The 22,080-nt window shown below is 38.9% G+C and carries 16 protein-coding genes; 4 read left to right on the plus strand and 12 right to left on the minus strand.

What is annotated here, in order from left to right; translation table 11 throughout:
• Positions 1 to 142: 142 nt before the first annotated feature.
• Entirely contained in the window at positions 143 to 1,198 is a 1,056-nt protein-coding gene (rfbB, locus tag BM130_RS04485) for a dTDP-glucose 4,6-dehydratase (RefSeq protein WP_010526628.1), read from the plus strand.
• Between the two features lie 109 nt (positions 1,199 to 1,307).
• On the opposite strand, the gene glmS is transcribed toward rfbB, so the two are convergent.
• The 11 genes from glmS to BM130_RS04540 form a co-directional block, all read right to left on the minus strand.
• Complete coding sequence (glmS, locus tag BM130_RS04490; protein ID WP_010526627.1) at positions 1,308 to 3,146, minus strand: glutamine--fructose-6-phosphate transaminase (isomerizing); 1,839 nt, start codon at positions 3,144 to 3,146, stop codon at positions 1,308 to 1,310.
• Positions 3,147 to 3,174: 28 nt separating this feature from the next.
• Positions 3,175 to 5,160 carry a DUF4954 family protein gene (locus tag BM130_RS04495; RefSeq protein WP_010526626.1) on the minus strand — a complete coding sequence of 662 codons (1,986 nt, stop codon included), beginning with the start codon at positions 5,158 to 5,160 and terminating at the stop codon, positions 3,175 to 3,177.
• A 226-nt stretch (positions 5,161 to 5,386) separates the two neighbouring features.
• Positions 5,387 to 5,839 (minus strand): ATP synthase subunit C-like protein, encoded by a 453-nt coding sequence (locus BM130_RS04500; RefSeq protein ID WP_010526625.1) that lies wholly within the window; start codon positions 5,837 to 5,839, stop codon positions 5,387 to 5,389.
• A 29-nt stretch (positions 5,840 to 5,868) separates the two neighbouring features.
• On the minus strand, positions 5,869 to 7,698 hold the full coding sequence (locus BM130_RS04505; protein ID WP_010526624.1) for a V-type ATP synthase subunit I: 1,830 nt from the start codon (positions 7,696 to 7,698) through the stop codon (positions 5,869 to 5,871).
• Positions 7,695 to 8,297, minus strand: a complete 603-nt coding sequence (locus BM130_RS04510; protein WP_010526623.1) for a V-type ATP synthase subunit D — start codon at positions 8,295 to 8,297, stop codon at positions 7,695 to 7,697. Before BM130_RS04510 ends, BM130_RS04505 begins: the two co-directional genes overlap by 4 nt.
• Positions 8,298 to 8,372: 75 nt before the next feature.
• Entirely contained in the window at positions 8,373 to 9,698 is a 1,326-nt protein-coding gene (locus BM130_RS04515) for a V-type ATP synthase subunit B (RefSeq protein WP_010526622.1), read from the minus strand.
• A gap of 244 nt (positions 9,699 to 9,942) precedes the next feature.
• A complete protein-coding gene (locus BM130_RS04520) occupies positions 9,943 to 11,739 on the minus strand; it encodes a V-type ATP synthase subunit A (protein WP_010526621.1) in 1,797 nt (598 codons plus the stop codon).
• The gene (locus BM130_RS04525; protein WP_010526620.1) at positions 11,723 to 12,601 is read right to left on the minus strand and encodes a DUF2764 family protein; all 879 of its coding nucleotides are present in this window, start codon (positions 12,599 to 12,601) and stop codon (positions 11,723 to 11,725) included. The genes BM130_RS04520 and BM130_RS04525 overlap by 17 nt, the downstream gene beginning before the upstream one ends.
• A gap of 2 nt (positions 12,602 to 12,603) precedes the next feature.
• Positions 12,604 to 13,215 (minus strand): ATP synthase subunit E, encoded by a 612-nt coding sequence (locus BM130_RS04530; RefSeq protein WP_010526619.1) that lies wholly within the window; start codon positions 13,213 to 13,215, stop codon positions 12,604 to 12,606.
• 608 nt (positions 13,216 to 13,823) lie between these two features.
• Positions 13,824 to 15,305, minus strand: coding sequence for a DUF4270 family protein (locus BM130_RS04535; RefSeq protein WP_010526618.1), 1,482 nt, complete (start codon positions 15,303 to 15,305; stop codon positions 13,824 to 13,826).
• Between the two features lie 43 nt (positions 15,306 to 15,348).
• Positions 15,349 to 16,149 (minus strand): glycogen/starch synthase, encoded by an 801-nt coding sequence (locus BM130_RS04540; RefSeq protein WP_010526617.1) that lies wholly within the window; start codon positions 16,147 to 16,149, stop codon positions 15,349 to 15,351.
• Positions 16,150 to 16,780: 631 nt separating this feature from the next.
• On the opposite strand from BM130_RS04540, the gene panC reads away from it, so the two are divergent.
• From panC to radA, 3 genes are all read left to right on the plus strand, one after another.
• Positions 16,781 to 17,629, plus strand: coding sequence for a pantoate--beta-alanine ligase (panC, locus tag BM130_RS04550; protein ID WP_010526615.1), 849 nt, complete (start codon positions 16,781 to 16,783; stop codon positions 17,627 to 17,629).
• Positions 17,630 to 17,728: 99 nt separating this feature from the next.
• Entirely contained in the window at positions 17,729 to 18,079 is a 351-nt protein-coding gene (panD, locus tag BM130_RS04555; RefSeq protein ID WP_010526614.1) for an aspartate 1-decarboxylase, read from the plus strand.
• A gap of 200 nt (positions 18,080 to 18,279) precedes the next feature.
• Complete coding sequence (gene radA, locus BM130_RS04560; RefSeq protein WP_010526613.1) at positions 18,280 to 19,650, plus strand: DNA repair protein RadA; 1,371 nt, start codon at positions 18,280 to 18,282, stop codon at positions 19,648 to 19,650.
• A gap of 28 nt (positions 19,651 to 19,678) precedes the next feature.
• Here radA and BM130_RS04565 read toward each other — a convergent pair whose 3' ends face one another.
• Complete coding sequence (locus BM130_RS04565) at positions 19,679 to 22,030, minus strand: penicillin-binding protein 1A (RefSeq protein WP_010526612.1); 2,352 nt, start codon at positions 22,028 to 22,030, stop codon at positions 19,679 to 19,681.
• Positions 22,031 to 22,080 lie beyond the last annotated feature (50 nt).

The following is a 22,080-nucleotide window of genomic DNA, read 5'->3' on the forward strand; positions in this document are numbered from 1 at the left end:
AGAACCAATATTTCAATGAAGTAAGTAAATTTTATACGGATGAAACGAGCATGACAATGAGAGATTTTCACAAAAGAGAATGTATAAAACTCTTTGTCATGCGAGTTCCATCAGGTCAATGAATTAGATAAATTTTATACTGATGAAAAAAACAATATTGATAACCGGTGGTGCAGGATTTATAGGATCACATGTGGTTCGACTTATGGTTACCAAATATCCTGATTACAGGATTATCAATCTGGATGCGCTTACCTATGCCGGGAATCTTGAAAATCTTCGGGATATTGAAGATAGGCCCAATTATACTTTTATAAAGGGTGATATTACCGATGAAAAAGCCCTTCATCAATTGTTTGAAACTTACCGGCCCGATGGAGTTATTCACCTGGCTGCCGAGTCGCATGTTGACCGTTCCATAAGTGATCCTCTTTCTTTTATTAGGACCAATATTATAGGGACCGTTAATTTATTGAATGCTGCTCGTGATTTATGGGGTAGCGACCTTAACGGGAAACGATTTTATCATATTTCAACGGATGAGGTTTATGGTTCTTTAGGTTCTACCGGCTATTTTACTGAAGAAACAGCTTATGATCCACGCAGTCCTTATTCTGCATCTAAAGCCAGTAGTGATCATATGGTGAGAGCATGGTATCATACTTACAAATTACCGGTAGTGATTTCGAACTGCTCCAATAATTATGGTCCCAATCAGTTCCCAGAAAAGTTAATTCCTTTAGCTATTAATAATATACGTAATAAAAAGCCCATTCCGGTTTACGGAAAAGGAGATAATATTCGAGACTGGCTTTACGTAGAAGACCATGCAAATGCCATAGATCTTATTTTTCATACAGGTAAAATAGGTGAAACTTATAATATTGGGGGAAATAATGAGTGGACCAATATAGCCCTTATCCGTAAATTGTGTCAAATTATGGATAAAGCGTTAAATCGGAAACCCGGCGAATCGGAAAAATTAATCACCTTTGTAAAAGATCGTGCCGGTCATGATAAACGCTATGCTATCGATTCTTCCAAGTTGATGAATGAGTTGGGTTGGAAGCCTTCGTTGCAGTTTGAAGAGGGGTTGGAAAAAACGGTTAATTGGTATCTCAACAATGAAGAATGGCTTAACAATATTATTTCCGGTGATTATGCCAAATATTATGCGCAGCAGTATGATAATAGGTAAAAAATAGATTAGGCATTAAAAATTACAGACCGACAAATAGAGTTTTACTTCTTTGTCGGTCTGTTTATTTTTAGCCAATTAGTTAGGATTTTTCAGCAGCTAAAAAGGATTATTCTACTGTAACCGATTTGGCAAGATTTCTGGGTTGGTCCACATTGCATCCTCTTTTAACAGCTATCTGGTAAGAAATAATTTGTAATGGAACAACTGCAAGGAGAGGTGCTAAAGAACGATGACAAGCCGGAATTTCAATGACATGGTTGGCCATTTTTTTAATGGTTTTTTCCCCTTGAGTGACTATTGCAACTATTTTCCCATTTCGGGCTTTCACTTCCTGAATATTGCTGACAATTTTATCGTATGAGTCATCTTTAACAGCCAGAACAAACACCGGCATATTTTCGTCAATGAGAGCGATAGGTCCATGTTTCATTTCTGCAGCAGGATAACCCTCTGCATGGATATAAGAGATTTCCTTTAATTTAAGAGCTCCTTCCAATGCCACCGGATATAAAAGTCCACGGCCCATATATAAGGCATTGGTCACATCGGTATATTGGTTGGCAACATCTTTAATAAAACCTTCGTTTTTAATGATTTCCCTCATTTTGTCAGGTATCTCGGTGAGTGCATTAACCAATTCCAGGTAATCGGAATCCGGAATAAGTTTTTTTCTATGGCCGATGAGGAATGCCATCATGGTAAGAACGGTAATTTGTGCTGTGAAGGCTTTTGTAGAGGCTACACCAATTTCAATGCCGGCATGAGTGTAAACTCCGGCATCGGTTTCACGGGCAATGGATGAACCGGCCACATTGCAGATGCCTAATATGGTTGCATCGCTTAATTTTCTTACCAGTCGTATGGCGGCCAAGGTATCGGCTGTTTCACCGCTCTGGGATATGGCAATAACTACATCGTCAGGATATATAATAGGTTTTCGGTATCGAAATTCGGAAGCATATTCGACTTCTACCGGAATCTTGGCATATTCTTCCAAAAGATATTCACCCACTAGTCCGGCGTGCCAGGATGTTCCGCAAGCAACGATAATGATTCGTCGTGCATTAATCAGCTTTGGCAGGACATCTAAAATGCCACCCAGAAATATTTTACTATGGTCCATCGAAATTCTTCCGCGAAAGGTATCTTCGATAGAGGTTGGTTGGTCGTGAATTTCTTTAAGCATATAATGCTCATAATCCCCTTTATCAATTTCATCAATACTTAATTCAATTTTATGAATTTGTGGGGTTTTAGCGTCATTGTGCAAATTTTTTAGCTCCAAATGCTCGGTGTCAATAACAGCAACTTCTTCGTCGTTGAGAAATACCACCTTGTCAGTGTATTCTATAATCGGGGTAGCATCTGAAGCCATGAAGTATTCGTTGTCTCCGATTCCAATAACCAAGGGGCTTCCTTTTCTGGCAGCAATTAGTTGGCCAGGCTCATCCGAGCAATAAATGACTAACCCATAGGCGCCTACCACTTTAGTTAAGGCCAGTCGGACCGCCAATTCGGCAGGTACTTTCTTTTCCAAATAGATGTTTTCAATAAGATTGGCTAAAACTTCGGTATCGGTATCACTTTTAAAAGAAAAGCCACGGTTAATAAGTTCCTTTTTAAGATGACTGTAGTTTTCGATAATACCGTTATGAACGATAATAAATTTGCCATTTTGTGACTGATGAGGATGGGCATTTATATCGTTGGGTTCACCATGGGTGGCCCATCTGGTGTGGCCTAATCCTATAGACCCAGATATTTCTTTACCTTTAACAATATTTTCAAGATCTTTTACTTTCCCTTTACACTTATATAAATAGGTTTCGTTGTTGATAAGGGCTATCCCGGCAGAGTCGTATCCACGATATTCAAGTCGTTTCAGTCCTTTAATTAAAATGGGATAAGCTGTTCTTTCTCCTACATAGGCTACAATACCACACATAATTTTCTGATATTTAAGAATTAAAATTTTAAAGAGATTCTATTTTTTTTGAAATTTCAGCTGCCAGCTTTTTCTTTTTTTCAATATGTTCCAAAATATCGCAAACGGTGGGGTGTTTTTCAAAGGCACCCCGCACTTGTTCGAAATCGATGTTGCGCACATCATCTTCACCATCCAGTCCGAAGCCTGTTTGTGCTTTCAGTGTGAACTCTTTGCGGGCATCCTCAAACATCATTTTATCCAGGCTAACCACTGCGTTTTCCCATTTTTGGATAAAGTCCAGTAGTTGCTTTTTGGTTATACTAGCTAAGTCAATGTTTAGAGCAGATTTAAATATTGAATAACTTCGGTTCCATGCCCAGGTGTAATAATTGTCATGCCATTCTTTAAAGATGGCATTCATAGCGTGAAAATTCTGAATTTGTCCTTGTTCAATTTTTTCGGCCAGATGCAAAACTTTTTCCTTAGGTACGATTAGACCAGCCATATCAATCCATTCACCTTTTCCAGTATCCGATTCTGGTTTCAGGGTTTGACGTAATTCTTCCAATGAGGAAAAAGAAGCCAGTTCTATCTTCTTTAATAAACCATTACCAAGAAATTTAACAATACCAATATCGTATAAATGTATGCCACGTTCAAGTGCTTTGGCCTCAATTTTAACGCTATTATACATGAAGTAATCAGAAGTGACGCCGGATATCTTTTTTAGTTTGATGAGCGTCTCTTTTCCTTTGATCATTTTGTCCACCAAATAGGGGCTCAATAAATTGAACGTAATATAATCAAGCTTGCGGGGATCACGCCGTTTATCACGAGTTGGCCATTTGCGGGCATCACGCATGGTTCCTACGCTACGAAGGTTAACGCCCGGGGCCAGATAACTTTCGTCCTTATTTTCTATCAGATATGAGAAGGGGAAGTTAGAGGTATCAGGATTTCGGTAGTGGCGTCCCATTACTAAAGAGAAAGCACCTATTTTAGCAGGCCACAGTAGGTAAGAGTCGCTGGTTGTTTTACTGCCGCGTTCAACCACGCCCTGGTGTACCGGTCCTAATTTATACATGTGGTTACTTTGATTCGAACCACTCCCGGCATTTAAAAAGGAATAATAACCGGCAATCAGAAGTGTTGATTTATGATGCGATACAGTGTATGGGCCGGCAAAAATAGAACAGGCCTCCCCATGAAATCCCTGGCAATTGGCGAAGAAGACAGAATTTTCGGCGGAATAGTGTTTCCCCAGGATGCAGCCCTGACCAACAAAACATTTTGATATTAAGGTGGCATCGGTCACTGTAGCACCGCTAGCGGCTATAAAATCTTCGGCAATAACTCCCGGACCAAAGTAGGTAGGATGCTCGTGACAACTGTTGATTGTGCCGTTGACAAGTCTGTAGATGCCTTCTACAATAGCATGAGGACCAATATTAACATTTAGTATGGTTCTTGAGTTAAGCACACGGGCACCGGTTTTAACGGAACCTTTATCAGAACAGATTTGCCTGCAGTAGTCATCTACCATTTTATTCAACATATCAATTAACCCAGGCCGATGACGGTAAAAAGCTAACAGATATGCTGTTTGTGCCGAAAGTTCATTAAATATTGGAACTTCCCGGCCACCTGCTTCATTGAGAACAGCTATTTTTTGACCGTTGCCAAAACAAGTTTCGCCTTCGGTAGTCAGAGAATCAACGTTTTCAATTATAACATTACTTTCGATATGGTAATTCGCTATTTGATTTCTGATCTGATTGATGTAAACATCATCTTCAATCACCGAATTGTGAATGGTCGCATTAAAAATTCCTGAGTGTTTGGAAACCCCGCCGGCAAAATTAAATGTACGTTGAAAACTGCCTAAAAAATTTTCTCCTGAAAAATGTGATTGTCGGACAAATTTAGGGTCGAAGTTTTGGGTGACTTTTATTTTTCCCCAATTATCACAAAAGCATCCTTGTTGTTCGAGTTGTTTTATTTCGTTAGTTGTTAATGACCGGTATTTTGTCATACTTAATTTCTTTTCGGGTATTAGGTAAAATGGTATCTTTATTATTTACTGAATTGGGTTAAGCCCTAGCATCAATTAGTCATACATCTTACAAAAGAATATATAACTTACTGTTATTGCCGAATTTAGCAATAAAAAATAATAGTTGCTTAAAAATTTTTTGAATCCTCATAAAAAAAGGTTGCCCCATCAGGGACAACCTTTTTTTGGAAATAAAAATCCTTAATTACAATGTACCGCTGATAATAAATGTGGCTGCAAAAGCTAAAATGGCGTAAAGTTCGGGGAATACAGCCAGAATCAGAGTACTACCGAAAACATCGTGACCAGCACCAATTCCTGCAATGCCGTTGGCACAAACTTGTCCCTGACGGATAGCAGAAAGTAAAGCTACTAAACCAAGAGCAATTCCTGCCCCAAAAATAGCGGAAGCCTGTACCCATGTGATAGCCTCAGTAAGTACTCCGGTACCTGAAAGAATAAAGTAACCCATAAAGCCGTAAAGCCCCTGTGTTCCGGGTAGTGCGCTAAGCACCAGGTAGTTACCAAATGCTTCGCTGTTTTTTTTCATGGCGCCAATAGAGGCGTTACCACCTATTGAAACACCATACGCACTACCAATACCCGAAAGGGCAATCATGATTCCTATGCCTATGTAGGCCAATAAAATTGGTGTCATTTGAATACTTGTTTTAGATTATTAAACGTTTAACGAATTTTCTGAAAGGGTTTATATTCTTTGCCGCCGCCAATAAAGCCGGCGTTCTTGTAAAATTCAACAAAGGTCAGACGTAAAGGATGGACAAAGGAACCTAATCCAGACATGAATATATTAATTCCGTGGCCAATCAGCAAAATCAATAAGGTAATAATAACCCCCAAAACCGGAATATCCGGTTTAAGTTCAAATGCCAGCTGATTAAATACCAGTCCTAATATGGCACTTGATAAACCTAAGGCAAAAAGACGAATGTAAGATAAAAGGTCGCCTATTACCCCGGTAATCATATTGTATGCATCCCATATTCCCAGTCCTATATTAATGAAAACATTACGTTTGGGATTATTAAAAACAAAAATTCCCAAAAGAGCTATTCCGGTTATAATTTGATGCGGAAGATTCCACATAATAGATGCTTCCGGATTTTGTTTATCCATCATGTAAAAAATACCGAAAGAGGTAATGAGTAGAAACCATCCCCATGTGGCGAGAGAATAGGCAAAGCCATTTTGTTTTATTTGATTGATTCCTTTTAGAATCATCCCAAATAATATTTGTATTCCGCCCAGAATCAGTGAGAGGGTAAACATCTGATCATTATTCAGAAACATTTCTCTGATACGGGATAACCATGGAATTGATAAATTACTAAGTTGAATGCCAAATAAAGTTCCTGTAATTGCCCCGAACAGAACAGTGGCTATCCCTAACCATTGAACCAGCGAAAGCAACGTTTTCTGACTTTTTTCTGCTTTTCGTTTGAGCAATGTTGCAATGATAATAAATAACAATCCGTATCCCGCATCCCCTAAACAAAAACCAAAAAACATCATAAAAAAGGGCGCAAAGAAAGGTGTTAAGTCGAGCTCTCCGTATGCAGGAAGTGAAAACAATTTCCCTACCGGTTCGAATAAGCGTGCATATGAATTATTTTTTAGCAAAATTGGCGGTTTTTCTTCTCTAGAGGCTTCTTCTTTTATATAATAAATATTTTGCTGGTCAAGCCATTTTTCCAGATAAACCGCTTTGTCGGCTGGTACCCAGCCTTCCACTAATCGGACTTTTCCTTCTGCTTCCTCTATGGTTTGATGTTTTACATTTAGGTTGTTGAGCTGGTCTTCTAAGCTTAATTTATAATCATTTAAAAGTTCATAACCATAAAAAGCTATCAAGTCCAGCTCTTTATTTAATTCCCGGATTTGATTTTGAACTTCCTGAATTTTTTTACGAATATCAGCGAGTTCGGTGGTCGGTCTTCCAACTTCATCTATTTGGGCCGCTTCTTCCAAAAATTGGGCATAAAGCGTTCCGTCGTCGATTAATACGAAATATCGATATCCAGCGGCATCTGAAATGTTGTAAATGGGGTATTTTTCAATCCATGACTGTTCAAACTTACGGATAGGACAAACCAGAAACCGAAAAGAAAGATTAGTAGCCTCTTCCAATCTTGAAAGGTTATCCAGTGAGAATTCTCCCCAAGGTTCAGATAGCTTTTCCTCTTTAAGGAGAGCAGATTGTTTTTGGTGTAGCAGTTCTAGTTTTTCGTGGATTTGGTCAATTCGTTGAGATAACTCCTCCCCGGATTTTGCTGAGAGCCTTTCGGTAGGCTGGGGCACACCTTTTTTGCGATTTTTAAGTCCTTTAATCGTTTTGGATAAATCGCTGATGTGCCGGTATAATTCCTGCATTTCCAGTGATGGTTCTTCCTGGTGTTCCACAATATGAACAACACCCAGTTCTTTTAGATGTTCCAAAAATCCGGTGTATTCGGCATGGAAAACCAGGTATGAATATTTAAACATGGGTACAATCATAATTCCGCCTCCGCTTTTTGTTGCCGGTTTTTTACGATTTTCTGAGCTGCTTTGGACAGATTTTCCTCATCTTCGAGGAATCGCTTGATTTTCCGTATGGCATCCTGAAATCCCGGAATTTGCACCTTTTCATAAAGATTAACTTTTTGCGTTGTTTTTTTACGTGCAAAATCGAGCAAACTCATTTTTTGTTCAAAAATTTCTTTTTCAATAGCCAGTGTTGCCAATTGTTTCAGAATGCTTATACCGTCGGGAAACCAGGCCGGTGCCTCGAACATGTTATAGTCGCTCACTTCAAATAATACCTCTTCTAATACAGGGGTAAGAACACCTGCAATTTTTTTTGATGTGAGTCTAACCTCTTTGATTCGTAACAGAGTTGGATCAAATTCACTCCAAAGGCTCATTATATCATCGTAAGCCTTCAGTTTTTTATCCAACTCTTGCTGGAGTTGATGTGCACGATCTTTGGCATTTTTCACCTCAAGTCGCAAGGCCGCTTCTTTGTTTTTGAGCGTTGGTAAGGCCCGTTCTCTAATTTGCAATTGCTTGGCAAGGGCTTGCTGAGAAGTCTTGTTATATTGAAATTTTATGGCCACGGCTACTCCTTGGTTTTTAATTTTAATTCACTATAAAAATAGTGGGTGTTTACTTTAGAAAAGAAAATACCTGAACTAAGCATTTTCTTTCCAATATTTATCAACAAGGTCTTTACGGATACCGACTTCTGCTTTTGAGAAATATTTTGCAAAAAGTTCCCATGCAATATCGAGCATGGTGTCGGTGTCAACGTTAACATCGATCGCAAGAAGTTTATCGGAATAATCCCGAGCAAAGTTCAAAGCTCTTTCATCATAATCCGTAAGGTCGAAACCATTTTCCAGTTTGGTTCGGGCATTGGCAGCATCGGCATAAAGTCGAACTGCTGTGTTCATCACCTGAGGATGGTCTTCACGGGTTTGCTTACCTATAACAAGCTGTTTGAGCCGGGAGAGTGACCTAAAGGGATCAATGATAACTTTTCCAATTTCTGTGTCACGTCTCAAAAATAGCTGCCCTTCTGTAATATAACCTGTATTGTCGGGGATGGCATGCGTAATATCGCCACCAGACAAAGTTGTTACGGCTATAATGGTGATAGACCCACCGGTGGGAAACTGAACCGCTTTCTCATATATTCGTGCTAAGTCAGAATATAAAGACCCGGGCATGCTATCTTTAGAAGGAATTTGATCCATCCGGTTGGATACAATACTGAGGGCATCGGCATACAAGGTCATATCGGTAAGAAGAACCAATACACTCTCATTTTTATCTACAGCAAAATATTCAGCAGCTGTAAGGGCCATATCGGGTACCAGAAGACGCTCTACCGGAGGATCTTCAGTCGTATTTACAAAGCTTATGATACGATCAAGTGCCCCGGCATTATCAAATACTTGTTTGAAATAGAGGTAGTCGTCATTGGACAATCCCATTCCCCCAAGTATAATTTTGTCGGCTTTAGCTCTTAACGCTACATTGGCCATCACCTGATTATAGGGTTGGTCACTATCTGCAAAAAAAGGTATTTTCTGGCCGGAAACAAGGCTGTTATTAAGGTCTATTCCAGCAATACCTGTAGCAATTAGCTGTGAAGGCTGTTCCCGCCGAACCGGATTTACCGAAGGACCACCAATATCACGAATTTCACCGTCTATTTCGGGACCTCCGTCAATGGGTTGTCCATAAGCATTAAAAAACCTTCCGGCCAATTCATCACTAACTTTAATTTGAGGAGGATTGCCCAGGAACGTAATTTCTGCATTGGTTGGGATACCTTCTGTTCCTGAAAAAACCTGAAGAACAACCTGATCACCCATGATTTTAACCACTTGGGCCATTCGACCATTGACAATGGCCATTTCATCATATCCAACACCTTTTGCAGTAAGGGATACAGTGGCTTTGGTGATGTTGTCCAATTTGGTATATACTTTTTGAAATGCTTGGCTTTTCATCCGTATAAATTTTAGTTAAGTTATTGGTCGGATGGAACTCGCATGACCCTATGTTTATACACGTTCTTTGTTGTGGCAATTACAGGTCATACTCGTTTCATTCGTCGTATAATTATTTTTTTAGTTATTGGTCGAATGGATCTTGCATGGCTTAAATCATTGTATTCATCATTTGCTTGACTTGTTTACCATGCTTGGTTTCATATTTTGAAAATAGGTTGTTAATTTTTTTATTAAATGGGAATTAAGCCGTTGCTTGTTGGGTTTCTTCTGCTTCAATGCTAAATTCATTCAATATGTCATCCAATTCTTTTTCAAAGTTGTTGAATTGTTCCGATTTAAATTCGGAATAGTTCATTTGTTTTAGCTGGTTAATAACCCGCTTAAAAAAGTTTCCAACTTCTTCGAAATGGTTAAAATTAAATTGAGCATCAACAATACTAAGGACTTTTTCAAGCATATATTTTTGTCGTTCCAGTGGGGTTGATGCATCTATCTGGTCAAAGGCATCTTGCTGAAGAATAACAAAGTCAATGAGTTCTGCCTTCCAGAACCGTTCATGGAAGTCGATAGGAACGCCGTCATCGCCAAGAATGTTGATTTGTTCATTAGCTTCGCGCCCTCTTAAAAGAACATCTTTGGCCTTTAGCACATTACTGAGCCATTGTTCACCTAAAGTTTTACTGAGAGTTTCCTGTAGTTCGGGATATTCCAGGTATTTGGAATAACTGTCTATGGGATCAATGGCCGGGTAGCGTTTACTGTCGGCACGATCTTGTGACAAGCCATAAAAACAACGTGCAGCCTTTCGAGTATTTTCGGTTACCGGCTCTTTTAAGTTTCCGCCGGCGGGTGAAACGGTACCAATAAAAGTGATGGAGCCGGTTTTTCCATTATTAAGACGAACGAAGCCTGCTCGTGAATAGAAGTTAGAAATAATGGCAGAAAGGTCCATTGGAAAGGCATCGGGCCCGGGTAACTCTTCCATCCGGTTCGACATTTCGCGAAGGGCTTGAGCCCACCGTGATGTAGAGTCGGCCATCAGGAGGACTTTTAGTCCCATTGTTCGGTAATATTCTCCCAGTGTCATGGCAGTATAAACGGATGCTTCACGAGCCGCTACCGGCATGTTGGAAGTATTTGCTACAATAATTGTTCTTTCAATCAGTTTTTTCCCTGTTCTGGGGTCGTCCAGCTCCGGGAATTCTTTAAAAATTTCAACTACTTCGTTGGCCCTTTCGCCACATGCAGCCATAATTACAATGTCTGCTTCAGCTTGTTTGGAAATAGCGTGCTGCAAAACTGTTTTTCCGGTACCAAAAGGGCCGGGAATAAAGCCGGTTCCTCCTTCGGTAATAGGATTTAATGTATCGATGCAACGCACACCTGTTTCCAGCAGTTTAAAGGGACGGGGTTTTTCTTTGTAAGTTTTGATAGGTATTTTAACCGGCCATTTTTGGACCATATTTACCGAAATGGATTCCCCGTTTGTTGATTCAATGACGGCTATTTCATCGTCAACAGTATAGTCACCCTCTTTGGCAACCGATTTAACGATATATGATCCTTGAAGTTTAAATGGGACCATAATACGATGTGGCATACCATTTTCTTCCACTTCTCCGAGCCAATCACCTGCAATAACCTCGTCACCTTCCGATGCAAGGGGTATAAAATGCCACTTCTTCTCGCGATCAAGAGGGTCGGTATATTCACCTCGTTTGAGGAAAACACCCTCCATTTTATCCAGGTCATTTTGTAGACCATCATAATTGCGCGATAACATTCCCGGTCCTAATGTTACCTCAAGCATGTGACCTTCAAATTCCACCTTGCTTCCAGGTTTCAGTCCGCGTGTGTTTTCAAAAACTTGCACATAGGCCTGCTTTTCGGTGATTTTAATGACCTCAGCCATCAAACGCTCTTGGTTGTGAAGGATGTAACAGATTTCATTTTGTCCTACAGGACCATTCACATCCACAACGACAAGGTTGGCAATGATTCCGGTAACAGTTCCGGTTGTTTTATCGTTTTTTTCCATAGGTCAAAGTGTATTCTTCGGGGAATTTAAAACCCGTCTTAATTTGAGTAAAAATTTTTTCAAACATTTCACGCCCTTTTTGCGGATTCAGTTCAATCCATCGTTCCGCAATAAAGAGTTTCATCAAAAAAGCCAAAATACGTTCTATTGAGAAATAATTGAAAAAAGTAGTGTTTTCAATGAAATCCCAAAGCTGCATATCGAGCCTTAGCTCTCTATCCCTAAGATTGTCGATCTCAAAAATCTGTATGAGTTCTTCTATAAAATCAACTTCAGTGGCAAGACCAAAATCTCGTACTCTACTTTTTTTTAAGGCATCTGAAATTTCGTCATCGCCAATGAATGCATTTTCTGCTTTAATTTGATGTTTACGAATATTTAATGCAGTAATGATATTGTTTCGAATTCGTAAAAAATGACTTGTTTCCCTTACGAATGAATTATTGGAAGATTCCAAAAGCTTATAATATCCGGCTGTTAGCATTCTTGAGGCTTCAACTTTTTGTGTTGGAGGCTCTTCCGAATGCATTAGAAAGATGAATTGTTGAAAATAATCTGGAAATCCGGAAAAATCGAACAAGTCCAATTCTTTTCGGTCAGTAAGGGGCTCTAGGTCTTCTTTAGAAAAATTCCCTCTTTGATCCCAAATTATGTCATCGGCCTTCCCATTTGTATGAAAGAAAAGGTTCAATATATTTTTGTGGTCAAAGCGAAAAAATAATTGACGTACTAATGCGAAATCACTAGGATCTAGCTCTTCCTTAAGCTGTTCACGAAATTGAATGGAAGAAAAAGGCAATTTTTTTTCTTCAGGAACTATTTCGGGTAAGCCGGCAACAAGACAGTAGTAATTTTTATACATAGCTATTTTTCTTCAAACAGCAATTCATTGGTTTTCGGTCGTAGATAGGCTTTAAAGAAGTTATTGAAGTCTTCATCGGTAAAGCTAATTACATAACTACCATCGGAAGGACCTATTTTAAATCCTGTCTTCAAGTTTTTTGAAAAAGAAAGAGTCAATCCTTTATTTAACTGGTCAGCCAGTTGATTTTTAAAATATTTTTCCATGGTGTTGCGTTCGCTTTCAGGAAGGATAACGGTCAAATCCATACTTTCATTTTTCGTCCACCCTTCAACCGACTTAATAATTAATTCACTGAGAAATTTTTTGTCAGCGAACAATTCCCTGGTAGCAGGTTCTATGGCCTGCATGGTAACAAGATTGGTGATGTTTTGCTTTAAGGCAGTAATTGCCTGTTTTACGGCCATTTTCATTTCGGCTTCTACGTGCTTTTTCGTTTCTTCAGCCTTGTTAATAGCTTCGGAAACGATTTTTTCCGCTTTTTTATTTGCTTCTTCTTCAATGGCAGCAGCATTCTTTTCTGCTTCTTTTAATATTTTTTCGGCCTCATTTTTTGCTTTCTGAACGCCTTCGTTATAAATTTTTTCGGTCAGCTCCTGAAGTTTTTGTGTCATTGGTCCAGATTTTATCGGGTAGAAAATTTTTCTGAAATAGTGGCCCTAAATTAAGTTTTTTGTAATTACCAAGCAAAAAATTAAATTTTCAGATTTGTTGAATTTTTATGAGTTTATGTTTGTGAAGTCAAATTTTTCTTTATATTTCAGTGAGTTATGTGTTTTAGGATACTAAGGTCCTTATACGATCCTTTTTCCTGGAATGTAGAAATTGGATGCTGAAATGAACTTGGTAAATATTTCTGTGGGAATTAAGTACAAGGGGAAGTGATGGTAGGAAAGCATTATTTCTTGTTGAGGATAAAAATTTTTGGGAAAAGCCAGGTGTTTAGGATGACTATTAAATTTTTCAAAGAAGCTTTTTGTGTTGAAAAGCCTCCTTTATTCTATAATGTTTAGTCATTGTTTAATGGTGTTAAGTTTCAGCTGGGTCTTCTGGTAATGGGGCAATAATACAAAAAACTGAGAGTGCCTAAAAAGTTATTTTTCCTAAATTAAGGTTGATAACGGCTGAGAGGAATTTTTTGAAATTAAGCTAAAATAAAAAAGCAGGTAAGTATTCTTTTGGCTTTTTAGACACTCTCTTTGAATTTTTTTAGAAAGACTTCCTATTCGTCTTTCGATATGAAAACGTATTTGATTCTTAGCGCAGGTCTGGCGTTTTCATCGGCTGATGCTTGATTTTTAAGGATTACTCTCCAGGGGAAACTTGAAGAACTATAAGGGGCTAAGTAATATGGACCTCTCAATTCAGGCTTTTCTACCATCATTCGGAAAGTTTCACCGCTGAATCGGAATCGATATTCACCTGTTTCAGAATTGTAATAACCATCTTCAAACCCGGTCGACCAATCTTCTTTGTAATCTTCAATATTGTTGTCTTTAGCAATATCTTCACTCAAATAATTGTAAGTGGGAACCTCCAGTTTACCTTCTTCATTTATGATATTAAGAGATAATGACTGCGGAATAGGTGAGTAAAAATCTTCATATTGGTTTTGAGCGGTGGTGTCAACTCTAAAATAAATATCAACTGCGCTGATTCCGTAATACATATCCGGATCTCCCAATAGCTTTTCCTCCCAGATGCTGAACAACTTATTTCCTTCGGGACCTGTTTCGATGTCGTTAAAGTCAACCTTTATGTAACTTCCTGCCATTCCCTGGACAATAAATTGGTCGGCGTCAGGAGTCGAAAAATCTATAATTCCTTCATGGTCGTGATTAAAACGATTGATGCGAACACACTCTTTATTGATCGGGAAAGTATAGGATGAATGCATCGTTGTATCTATTTCACTAGTGGTAGAGTCAAGCACATGGTAGGAATAGAAAAGTTCCAGATTTGATTCGGAAGCCAGCAGGTTTAATCTAATTAAGGAGCCTTTGGTGTCAGTATCCAATAACTCAGACTTAATGAATAGAGCACCGAAATTACTGATGAAATCTTCTCGTGAATTCATCAGGTCATCCGAATAATTAAATATTTCTTCCGCTAGTTCGTCACTCAATTTAATTTTCCATTGATGGATATAATCATCATCCTCCCAGACTGAATCAGGAAGTGCGTCCCAGGCACTACTGATTCTTTCACCAATAGGCGTGGGGTCGTAAAGCCCTTCCACCGCCATATCTGAAAAATAGTCTTCCGAAAAAAATAATGGTGTATTGACCCTATAGACTTGAATCAAATGTCGAGCATTTTTATCACCGAACCATGAATTTTCATTATAAGCCAGGTTCAAAACCAAGGAATCAACAAAATATTGATGAGTAGAATCACTTTTATTTAGGCTCCCGTTAAGTGTTCCCAGATTTACTTGAGTAATAAAAGAGGCTTCGGTTTTCCCGGCCACAGGATCGTCTACACTTCCGATTAAAGCATAATCGATATCGTCAGATTGGAGCTTCGCTGGTTTTTCATTGCTGACGGGCAAATACATTATCGTATCGGTGCCGGAGAATAGTTCATCAGGAGGAAGTACTTCCAGACCTAATGTTCCTGTTTCATTGTTGCAGGAAACATTTATCAAAAGAAATGGTACTACTAATAAAGGCCAAAAAAATTTTCTTTCCACATTGGTAATCATAGAATTCCATTAAAATTAGTTCGTTCCCCGGTAAAACGATTGCCTACAAACTGTCATAAAATTCATTGTAGGCATCTATGTATTTTTCTTCTGGTTGATATTCCAAAAAAGGCTTGCCTGATTCTTTAATGTATTTTTCAATTTCACTATTAATCTTTTCAGATCCCTGGATAATTCCATCGGAGTTATCTATGGCTAACTTTGTCAAATTGATATGGTTGGCGGGATTTAGTACTTTTAAATCATCGTCATTGATGCCTTCTATTTTTGCTTTATCACGAATCCCGTCATTTAAATCCACTGTAAATTCATCATCAAAAACTGAATAGACAACCTTAGAATCGGCAAAATATGGATCGTCATTCATAGCTTTCTTGATGTATAGAGGCGCCAAGGCAGTAAACCATCCCAAACAATGAACCACATCTGGTGCCCATCTTAATTTTTTTGTGGTTTCAAGGACCCCTCGCGCAAAAAATATAATGCGTTCATCGTTATCTTCAAATTCTTTGCCATTATCATCGGCGATAGTAAACTTTCGGGAAAAATAATCTTCATTGTCGATAAAATAAACCTGCATACGCGCTGCTTGTATCGAAGCAACCTTTATAATTAGTGGGTGGTCTGTGTCATCGATAATAAGATTCATCCCCGATAGGCGAATAACTTCATGCAATTGATTCCGCCGTTCGTTAATGTTCCCAAAGCGGGGCATGAAAGTTCTGATTTGTTTGCCTTTTTCCTGAATGCCCTGGGGAAGTTTCCTGCAAAGAAGTGATTTGGGATTTTCGGGTAGATAAGGTGTAATTTCCTGTGAGATGAATAAGACCTTGTTATTTTCCATTTTTCAAGGATATATTAAGATAATATGTTGCACAAAATTACGAAAAATATGCCATCTATACAAAGATTGTATTTTTATGCCGTGTTTCATCGGTTTGATTTTGAATGTTTGGGCCTAACAAAGAAATTTTTATACAATCCAACGAATTTGGCCAGGAAAGATTGTCTTATAAGGCATATGTTCAGATTGTGCGAGTTCAGTTCAATCAACGTTAGTAGTGTTTTTACTGTCTTCAGTAAGACACTACATGGCTAAATAAGTTAGGGGGCAGAACAGATAGGTGTGGGAGTTAGGGGTTGAGGTTGTTTCGAAATTCTTTTCCATTGTGAGAATTATTTTTTTATTTTGTCGCGATTTAGAACAGCCTATATATATTATTCTAAATGGTAAAAAGGGAATTTAATTTGCAAAATTCCTTTGAAAATGGATTTGGGTATTTAATCAGGGTTTTGGATAGAGGAGGGCAAAAAAAATCGTTAAAATTGAACAGTTTAAGCTATGCGAATCAAATAAACCAGGTTAATTTGAAAGAATTTCGAAGCGATTTGTTTGGCGGTCAACTGGAGGTTTTAATTTTGTGTTTGTTTGTCCTTAAGGATGAAATTTGAACTATTGATTTTTTATTAAAATTATGCATATAGTTAGAACTAGAGAAGAGCTTGATGAAAAGTTATCAGCTCTTAAAAAATCTGGAATCGTTGGTTTTGTCCCCACTATGGGTGCCCTTCATGAAGGGCACTTGTCATTGGTAAGACAAGCCAGAAGAGCGTGTGACATTGTTGTTGTCAGCATTTTTGTTAATCCCACTCAATTTAACGATCCAAAGGATTTGGAGAGGTATCCCCGAAATTTGGAGGAAGATATTCGTTTATTGAAAACCGTTTCGTGTGAACTTCTTTTTGCGCCGACTGTTGAGGAGGTATATCCTGAACCTGATACTCGAGTATTTGATTTTGGACAGCTTGATAAGGTGATGGAAGGGCAACATCGACCGGGTCATTTTAATGGGGTTGCACAGGTGCTTAGTCGGTTTTTTGATATGATTAAGCCCGATAAGGCCTTTTTTGGCCAAAAGGATTTTCAACAGTTAGTAATAGTTCGCCATTTGGTAAGGCAGTTGAAAATGGATATAGAGATAGTCGGGTGTCCCATCGTTAGGGAGCCTGATGGTTTGGCTATGAGTTCCAGAAATAGGCTACTAACCGAAAAACAAAGAAAAAGTGCACCCTTAATTGCTAAAACGTTAATTGAATCTTGTAATTTTGCAAAAAATAATACTGTTGAAGATACCATTAACTTTGTCAGTGATACGATAAAAAGAAATGAAGATCTGAAACTTGAGTACTTTCAGATTGTAAATGGGAACACCTTGCAGCCGGTTGACAATTGGGACGAAAGTAGTTATATTGTAGGGTGCATAGCTGTGTTTGTTGGAGAAATTAGACTTATTGACAATGTCATTTATAAGGATGAATCCTAAGTACACATGGCATTTGTTTCAGATTGGAATAAGAGTATGATTTAAAGATTCTTGTCATGCAAATTCCATCAGACCAATGAATATGTAAATTATATACTGATGAATATAGAAGTTGTAAAATCTAAGTTGCATAACGTAAGAGTCACCGAAGCAAATCTAAATTACGTTGGTAGCATTACTATTGATGCCGAATTGATGGAAGCTGCCAACATTATTGAAAATGAAAAGGTGCAGGTGGTTAATAATAACAATGGAGAACGTTTTGAGACCTATGTTATAAAAGGCGAACCTGGTTCCGGAGTGATTTGTTTAAACGGTGCTGCTGCAAGAAAAGCGGCCGTGGGAGATACTGTTATCATCATAAGCTATGCATCGATGCCTATAGAAGAGGCAAAGAAGTTTAAGCCTGTTTTTGTTTTTCCAGATACAGCAACCAATAAGCTGGTGTAGAAGGTTTATAGATTAGAACGTTTAAAATGCTCCGGTTCTTCCGGGGCTTTTTTTGTGCTTTACATTGGTCGGATTCTTCTCGCATGGTTCAATTCATGATTTTTGTTGGAACAATAATTTCTGAGCATGCTCGTCTCATTCAGTATACTAAAAATAGAAAAATGCTAAGTTTGTAGTTGTTTAGACATTAATACTTTATCATGGCTAAAAGTAAAACAATATATGTTTGTCAAAATTGTGGTGCCGAGTTCCCAAAATGGATGGGAAAATGTAGTGCTTGCGGTGAATGGAATACCCTTACCGAAGAGGTGACCATAACAGGTAAGAATAAAACTTCCGGACGTATAGCTACACATTCAACAGGAAGACATAAACCATTACCGGTTTCATCGGTTAGCGTAGAGGATGTGCCACGTATCGATACTTGTATAGGGGAATTAAATCGTGTGCTTGGCGGAGGGCTGGTTCCAGGCTCTTTAGTTCTGCTGGGAGGTGAACCTGGAATCGGAAAATCCACCTTGGTGCTTCAAATGGCACTGAAACTCTTTAGCAAAAAAATTCTTTATGTCTCGGGCGAGGAAAGTCCAAGACAAATTAAATTGAGAGCTGAAAGGTTAAGTAATGTCGATGGTGATCATTGTTTTCTTGTTGGTGAAACCTCTCTTGAGCAGACCATTGTACATATCGAGAATATAAATCCAGACCTGGTCATTATTGATAGTATTCAGACAATGGAACGGGAAGCCTTAGAATCGATTCCCGGTAGTGTTTCTCAAATTAGAGAATGTACAGTATCAATTTTAAGAGTAGCAAAAGAAAAAAATATACCTGTATTATTAATTGGTCATATTAATAAAGAAGGTAGTTTGGCAGGCCCTAAAGTGTTGGAACATATTGTAGATGTGGTATTGCAATTTGAGGGAGATGGACAAAATATGTATCGGATTTTGAGGGCTATAAAAAATCGGTTTGGGTCTACTTCCGAAATTGGGATTTTTGAAATGCACGGCGAGGGTTTGAGAGAGGTGATCAATCCCTCGGAAATGTTGTTGGGGCATCACGAGGAAGAATTGAGCGGTATTGCCATTGCTGCTGCATTGGAGGGAATACGTCCCTTTTTAATTGAAGTGCAGGCTTTGGCCAGTACGGCAGCTTACGGCACACCTCAACGTACTTCTACAGGTTTTGACCTTCGACGGTTGAACATGTTGCTGGCAGTGCTGGAAAAACGTGCCGGGTTTAAATTGGCCGCAAAAGATGTATTTTTAAATATAGCCGGCGGTTTTAAAGTGAGTGATCCAGCGGTTGATTTGGCTGTGGTAGCCTCAATTTTATCATCCAATACCGACTTAGTTATTCCCCATAAAATTTGTTTAACGGGAGAAGTTGGTCTTTCTGGAGAAATTAGGCCCGTGGGCCGTATAGAACAGCGTGTTACCGAAGCAGAAAAACTGGGATTTGAGTCCATTGTGGTGCCGAGATATCAGCGCGGTGTGAATTTTGAAAAATTTAATATTAAAGTTATCCAGACGGCTAAAATCGAAGAAGCTTTTCGCTTTTTATTTTCCTAGTCGTTTCGTATGGGCATTAAGATTCTTATTAAAAAAATTCATCCTCATAAAATTCCTGGTCGCCACCTTCAAGTTGTTCTTCGTTGGCCGGGATGTTTTCGTCCGGACATTCAAGGTTTATATTAAAATTGGCTGGTTCCTCAAATCTATCTTCTTCCGTTATTAAAATTTTCTCGTCTTCGTATACTTGTTTCATATAAAGTGCCCAAATTGGCAAGGCCATGTTAGCACCCTGCCCGTAATAAAGATTGTCGAAATGTATATCCCGATCTTCGCCGCCAACCCATACTCCTGTAACCAAATGGGGGGTAAGGCCAATAAACCATCCGTCAGAGTGGTTTTGCGTGGTACCAGTTTTGCCGCCTATCTGAGCATTAAAACGATATTTTAATCTTAGGCGAATCCCAGTGCCTTGATTGATTACACCTTCTAATAAATTAACCATTAAGAATGCCGTTTCTTCGCTTAATACCTCTCGTTTTCTGGGAGAAAAATTGGAAATTACATTTCCGTAACGATCTTCTATGCGGGTAACCATAAGTGGTTTCACATGTACGCCTTTGTTGGCAAACGTACAATATGCGGCAACCATTTCATCTAGTCCAAACTCGGAAACGCCTAAAACTATTGATGGAACTGGATCCATAGGGCTTTTAATACCAAGCTCATGACAAATATTTACTACTGCCTGAGGGTTGAATTGTTTTAAAACCCAGGCAGTAATGTTATTATTTGAGTTTGCCAATCCCCACTTTAAAGATACCATTTCACCGGCACGAGCAGAGCCTGAATTTCGAGGGGTCCAGGTTTGACCTGTAGGCAAATAAAATGTTTGCGGAATGTTCGGTACCATATCGCAAGGTGTCAGACCTTCCTGCATCGCCAGGGTATATACAAATGGTTTTATGGTGGAGCCTACTTGCCTTTTACCCATGGATACCATATCATATTTGAAATGTTGATAGTTTGGTCCTCCCACATAGGCTTTAACCTGTCCTGATTGTGGATCCATCGACAAAAGACTGGCCCGCAAAAATGTTTTATAATAATGAATTGAATCTAAAGGGCTCATAATGGTATCAATGTCACCTTGCCACGAGAAGACTTTCATTTTGACAGGTTTTTTGAATGTGGCTACGATTGAGTCCCATTCCAGATTTTGTTGTTTTAAATAACGATAGCGATCTGAATTCCGAATAGCCCTATTAATAATTGATTCGTACTGTTCTTGTGTGATGTTTTTGGTGAATGGGGCTCTTGTCCTACCTTTTTTCTCTTTGGAAAAAAGCGGCTGTAGATCTTCCCCCAAGTGTTGAGCAAGAGCCTTTTCAGCATATTGCTGAAGGCGGCTGTCAATGGTAGTATAAATTCGAAGGCCATCCCTGTAAATATCGTATTTAGTGCCATCCGATTTTAAGTTTTTGTTAACCCATCCGTAAAGCGGATCTTCCAGCCAGGCGATACTGTCCTCTATAAATTGTTGCTCCTGCCATGACGCGTAATTTTTTCTATCAGGTTTTTCGGCCGATAAAATAATCCGAAGATATTCTCTAAAATAAGGGGCTAATCCATGAATATGGTCATCTCTTTGGAAACGGATTTCCAGCGGTAACATTTTCAAACTGTCAAATTCCTCTTTCGTTAAGTGTCGAGCCTTTCTCATCTGGGATAAAACCACATTCCTGCGTGCCTGGGTTAATTCCGGCCGGCGAAGAGGGTTATACAATGCCGGATTTTTCAACATACCAATTAGTGTAGCTGCTTCTTCAACCTTTAGCGAATCCAAGGGCTTACTAAAAAAAGTGCTGGCAGCTGATTCAATTCCGTAGGCGCCATAAATAAACGGGGCTTTGTTGAGATACATTGTAAGAATCTCTTGTTTGGTGTAGCTTCGTTCCAGTTTTACGGCAATGACCCATTCTTTAAGCTTTTGAAGGCTTCGCTGCCAAATATTTCGGGCCGGATCATGAAATAAAAGTTTAGCTAATTGTTGTGTGATCGTACTTCCACCTCCGGAACTTTTTTCGCCCATTATAATGGTGCGAAATAAAACACGGGCAAGGCCTCGTGCATCAATTCCTGAATGTCGGTAAAAACGAATATCTTCTGTCGAAATTAAAGCATTTACAACATGAGGGTTAAGCTCTTCATAGGTTACATTGGTGCGATTTTCCCGGAAAAATTTTCCTAAAACCTGGTTGTCTGAAGTGTAAAGGATAGTAGCCAGATTGGTTTTGGGGTTTTCCAATTCTTCGAAACTAGGCATAAACCCCAGTGCCCCTGCTGATATCAGCCAAAACAAAAGAATAAAAAAGCCAATAAAGCTAAAGAAAAGCCCATATAACCATCGAATATATTTTTTGAGCCGTTTGTTTTCCATCTGAAAAAAATGTTTTAAACTTTGTACCTTCTGTCGTTCGTGATGGCATT

It is taken from the genome of Thermophagus xiamenensis (genome assembly GCF_900112795.1).
Taxonomy (GTDB): Bacteria; Bacteroidota; Bacteroidia; order Bacteroidales; family Marinilabiliaceae; genus Thermophagus; species Thermophagus xiamenensis.

Excerpts from the sequence above, each read along its gene's own strand:
- rfbB (WP_010526628.1), top strand. The coding sequence starts at position 143 with ATGAAAAAAACAATATTGATAACCGGTGGTGCAGGATTTATAGGATCA.
- glmS (WP_010526627.1), bottom strand. The coding sequence starts at position 3,146 with ATGTGTGGTATTGTAGCCTATGTAGGAGAAAGAACAGCTTATCCCATT.
- BM130_RS04495 (WP_010526626.1), bottom strand. The coding sequence starts at position 5,160 with ATGACAAAATACCGGTCATTAACAACTAACGAAATAAAACAACTCGAA.
- BM130_RS04500 (WP_010526625.1), bottom strand. The coding sequence starts at position 5,839 with ATGACACCAATTTTATTGGCCTACATAGGCATAGGAATCATGATTGCC.
- BM130_RS04505 (WP_010526624.1), bottom strand. The coding sequence starts at position 7,698 with ATGATTGTACCCATGTTTAAATATTCATACCTGGTTTTCCATGCCGAA.
- BM130_RS04515 (WP_010526622.1), bottom strand. The coding sequence starts at position 9,698 with ATGAAAAGCCAAGCATTTCAAAAAGTATATACCAAATTGGACAACATC.
- BM130_RS04520 (WP_010526621.1), bottom strand. The coding sequence starts at position 11,739 with ATGGAAAAAAACGATAAAACAACCGGAACTGTTACCGGAATCATTGCC.
- BM130_RS04525 (WP_010526620.1), bottom strand. The coding sequence starts at position 12,601 with ATGTATAAAAATTACTACTGTCTTGTTGCCGGCTTACCCGAAATAGTT.
- BM130_RS04530 (WP_010526619.1), bottom strand. The coding sequence starts at position 13,215 with ATGACACAAAAACTTCAGGAGCTGACCGAAAAAATTTATAACGAAGGC.
- BM130_RS04535 (WP_010526618.1), bottom strand. The coding sequence starts at position 15,305 with ATGATTACCAATGTGGAAAGAAAATTTTTTTGGCCTTTATTAGTAGTA.
- BM130_RS04540 (WP_010526617.1), bottom strand. The coding sequence starts at position 16,149 with ATGGAAAATAACAAGGTCTTATTCATCTCACAGGAAATTACACCTTAT.
- panC (WP_010526615.1), top strand. The coding sequence starts at position 16,781 with ATGCATATAGTTAGAACTAGAGAAGAGCTTGATGAAAAGTTATCAGCT.
- panD (WP_010526614.1), top strand. The coding sequence starts at position 17,729 with ATGAATATAGAAGTTGTAAAATCTAAGTTGCATAACGTAAGAGTCACC.
- radA (WP_010526613.1), top strand. The coding sequence starts at position 18,280 with ATGGCTAAAAGTAAAACAATATATGTTTGTCAAAATTGTGGTGCCGAG.
- BM130_RS04565 (WP_010526612.1), bottom strand. The coding sequence starts at position 22,030 with ATGGAAAACAAACGGCTCAAAAAATATATTCGATGGTTATATGGGCTT.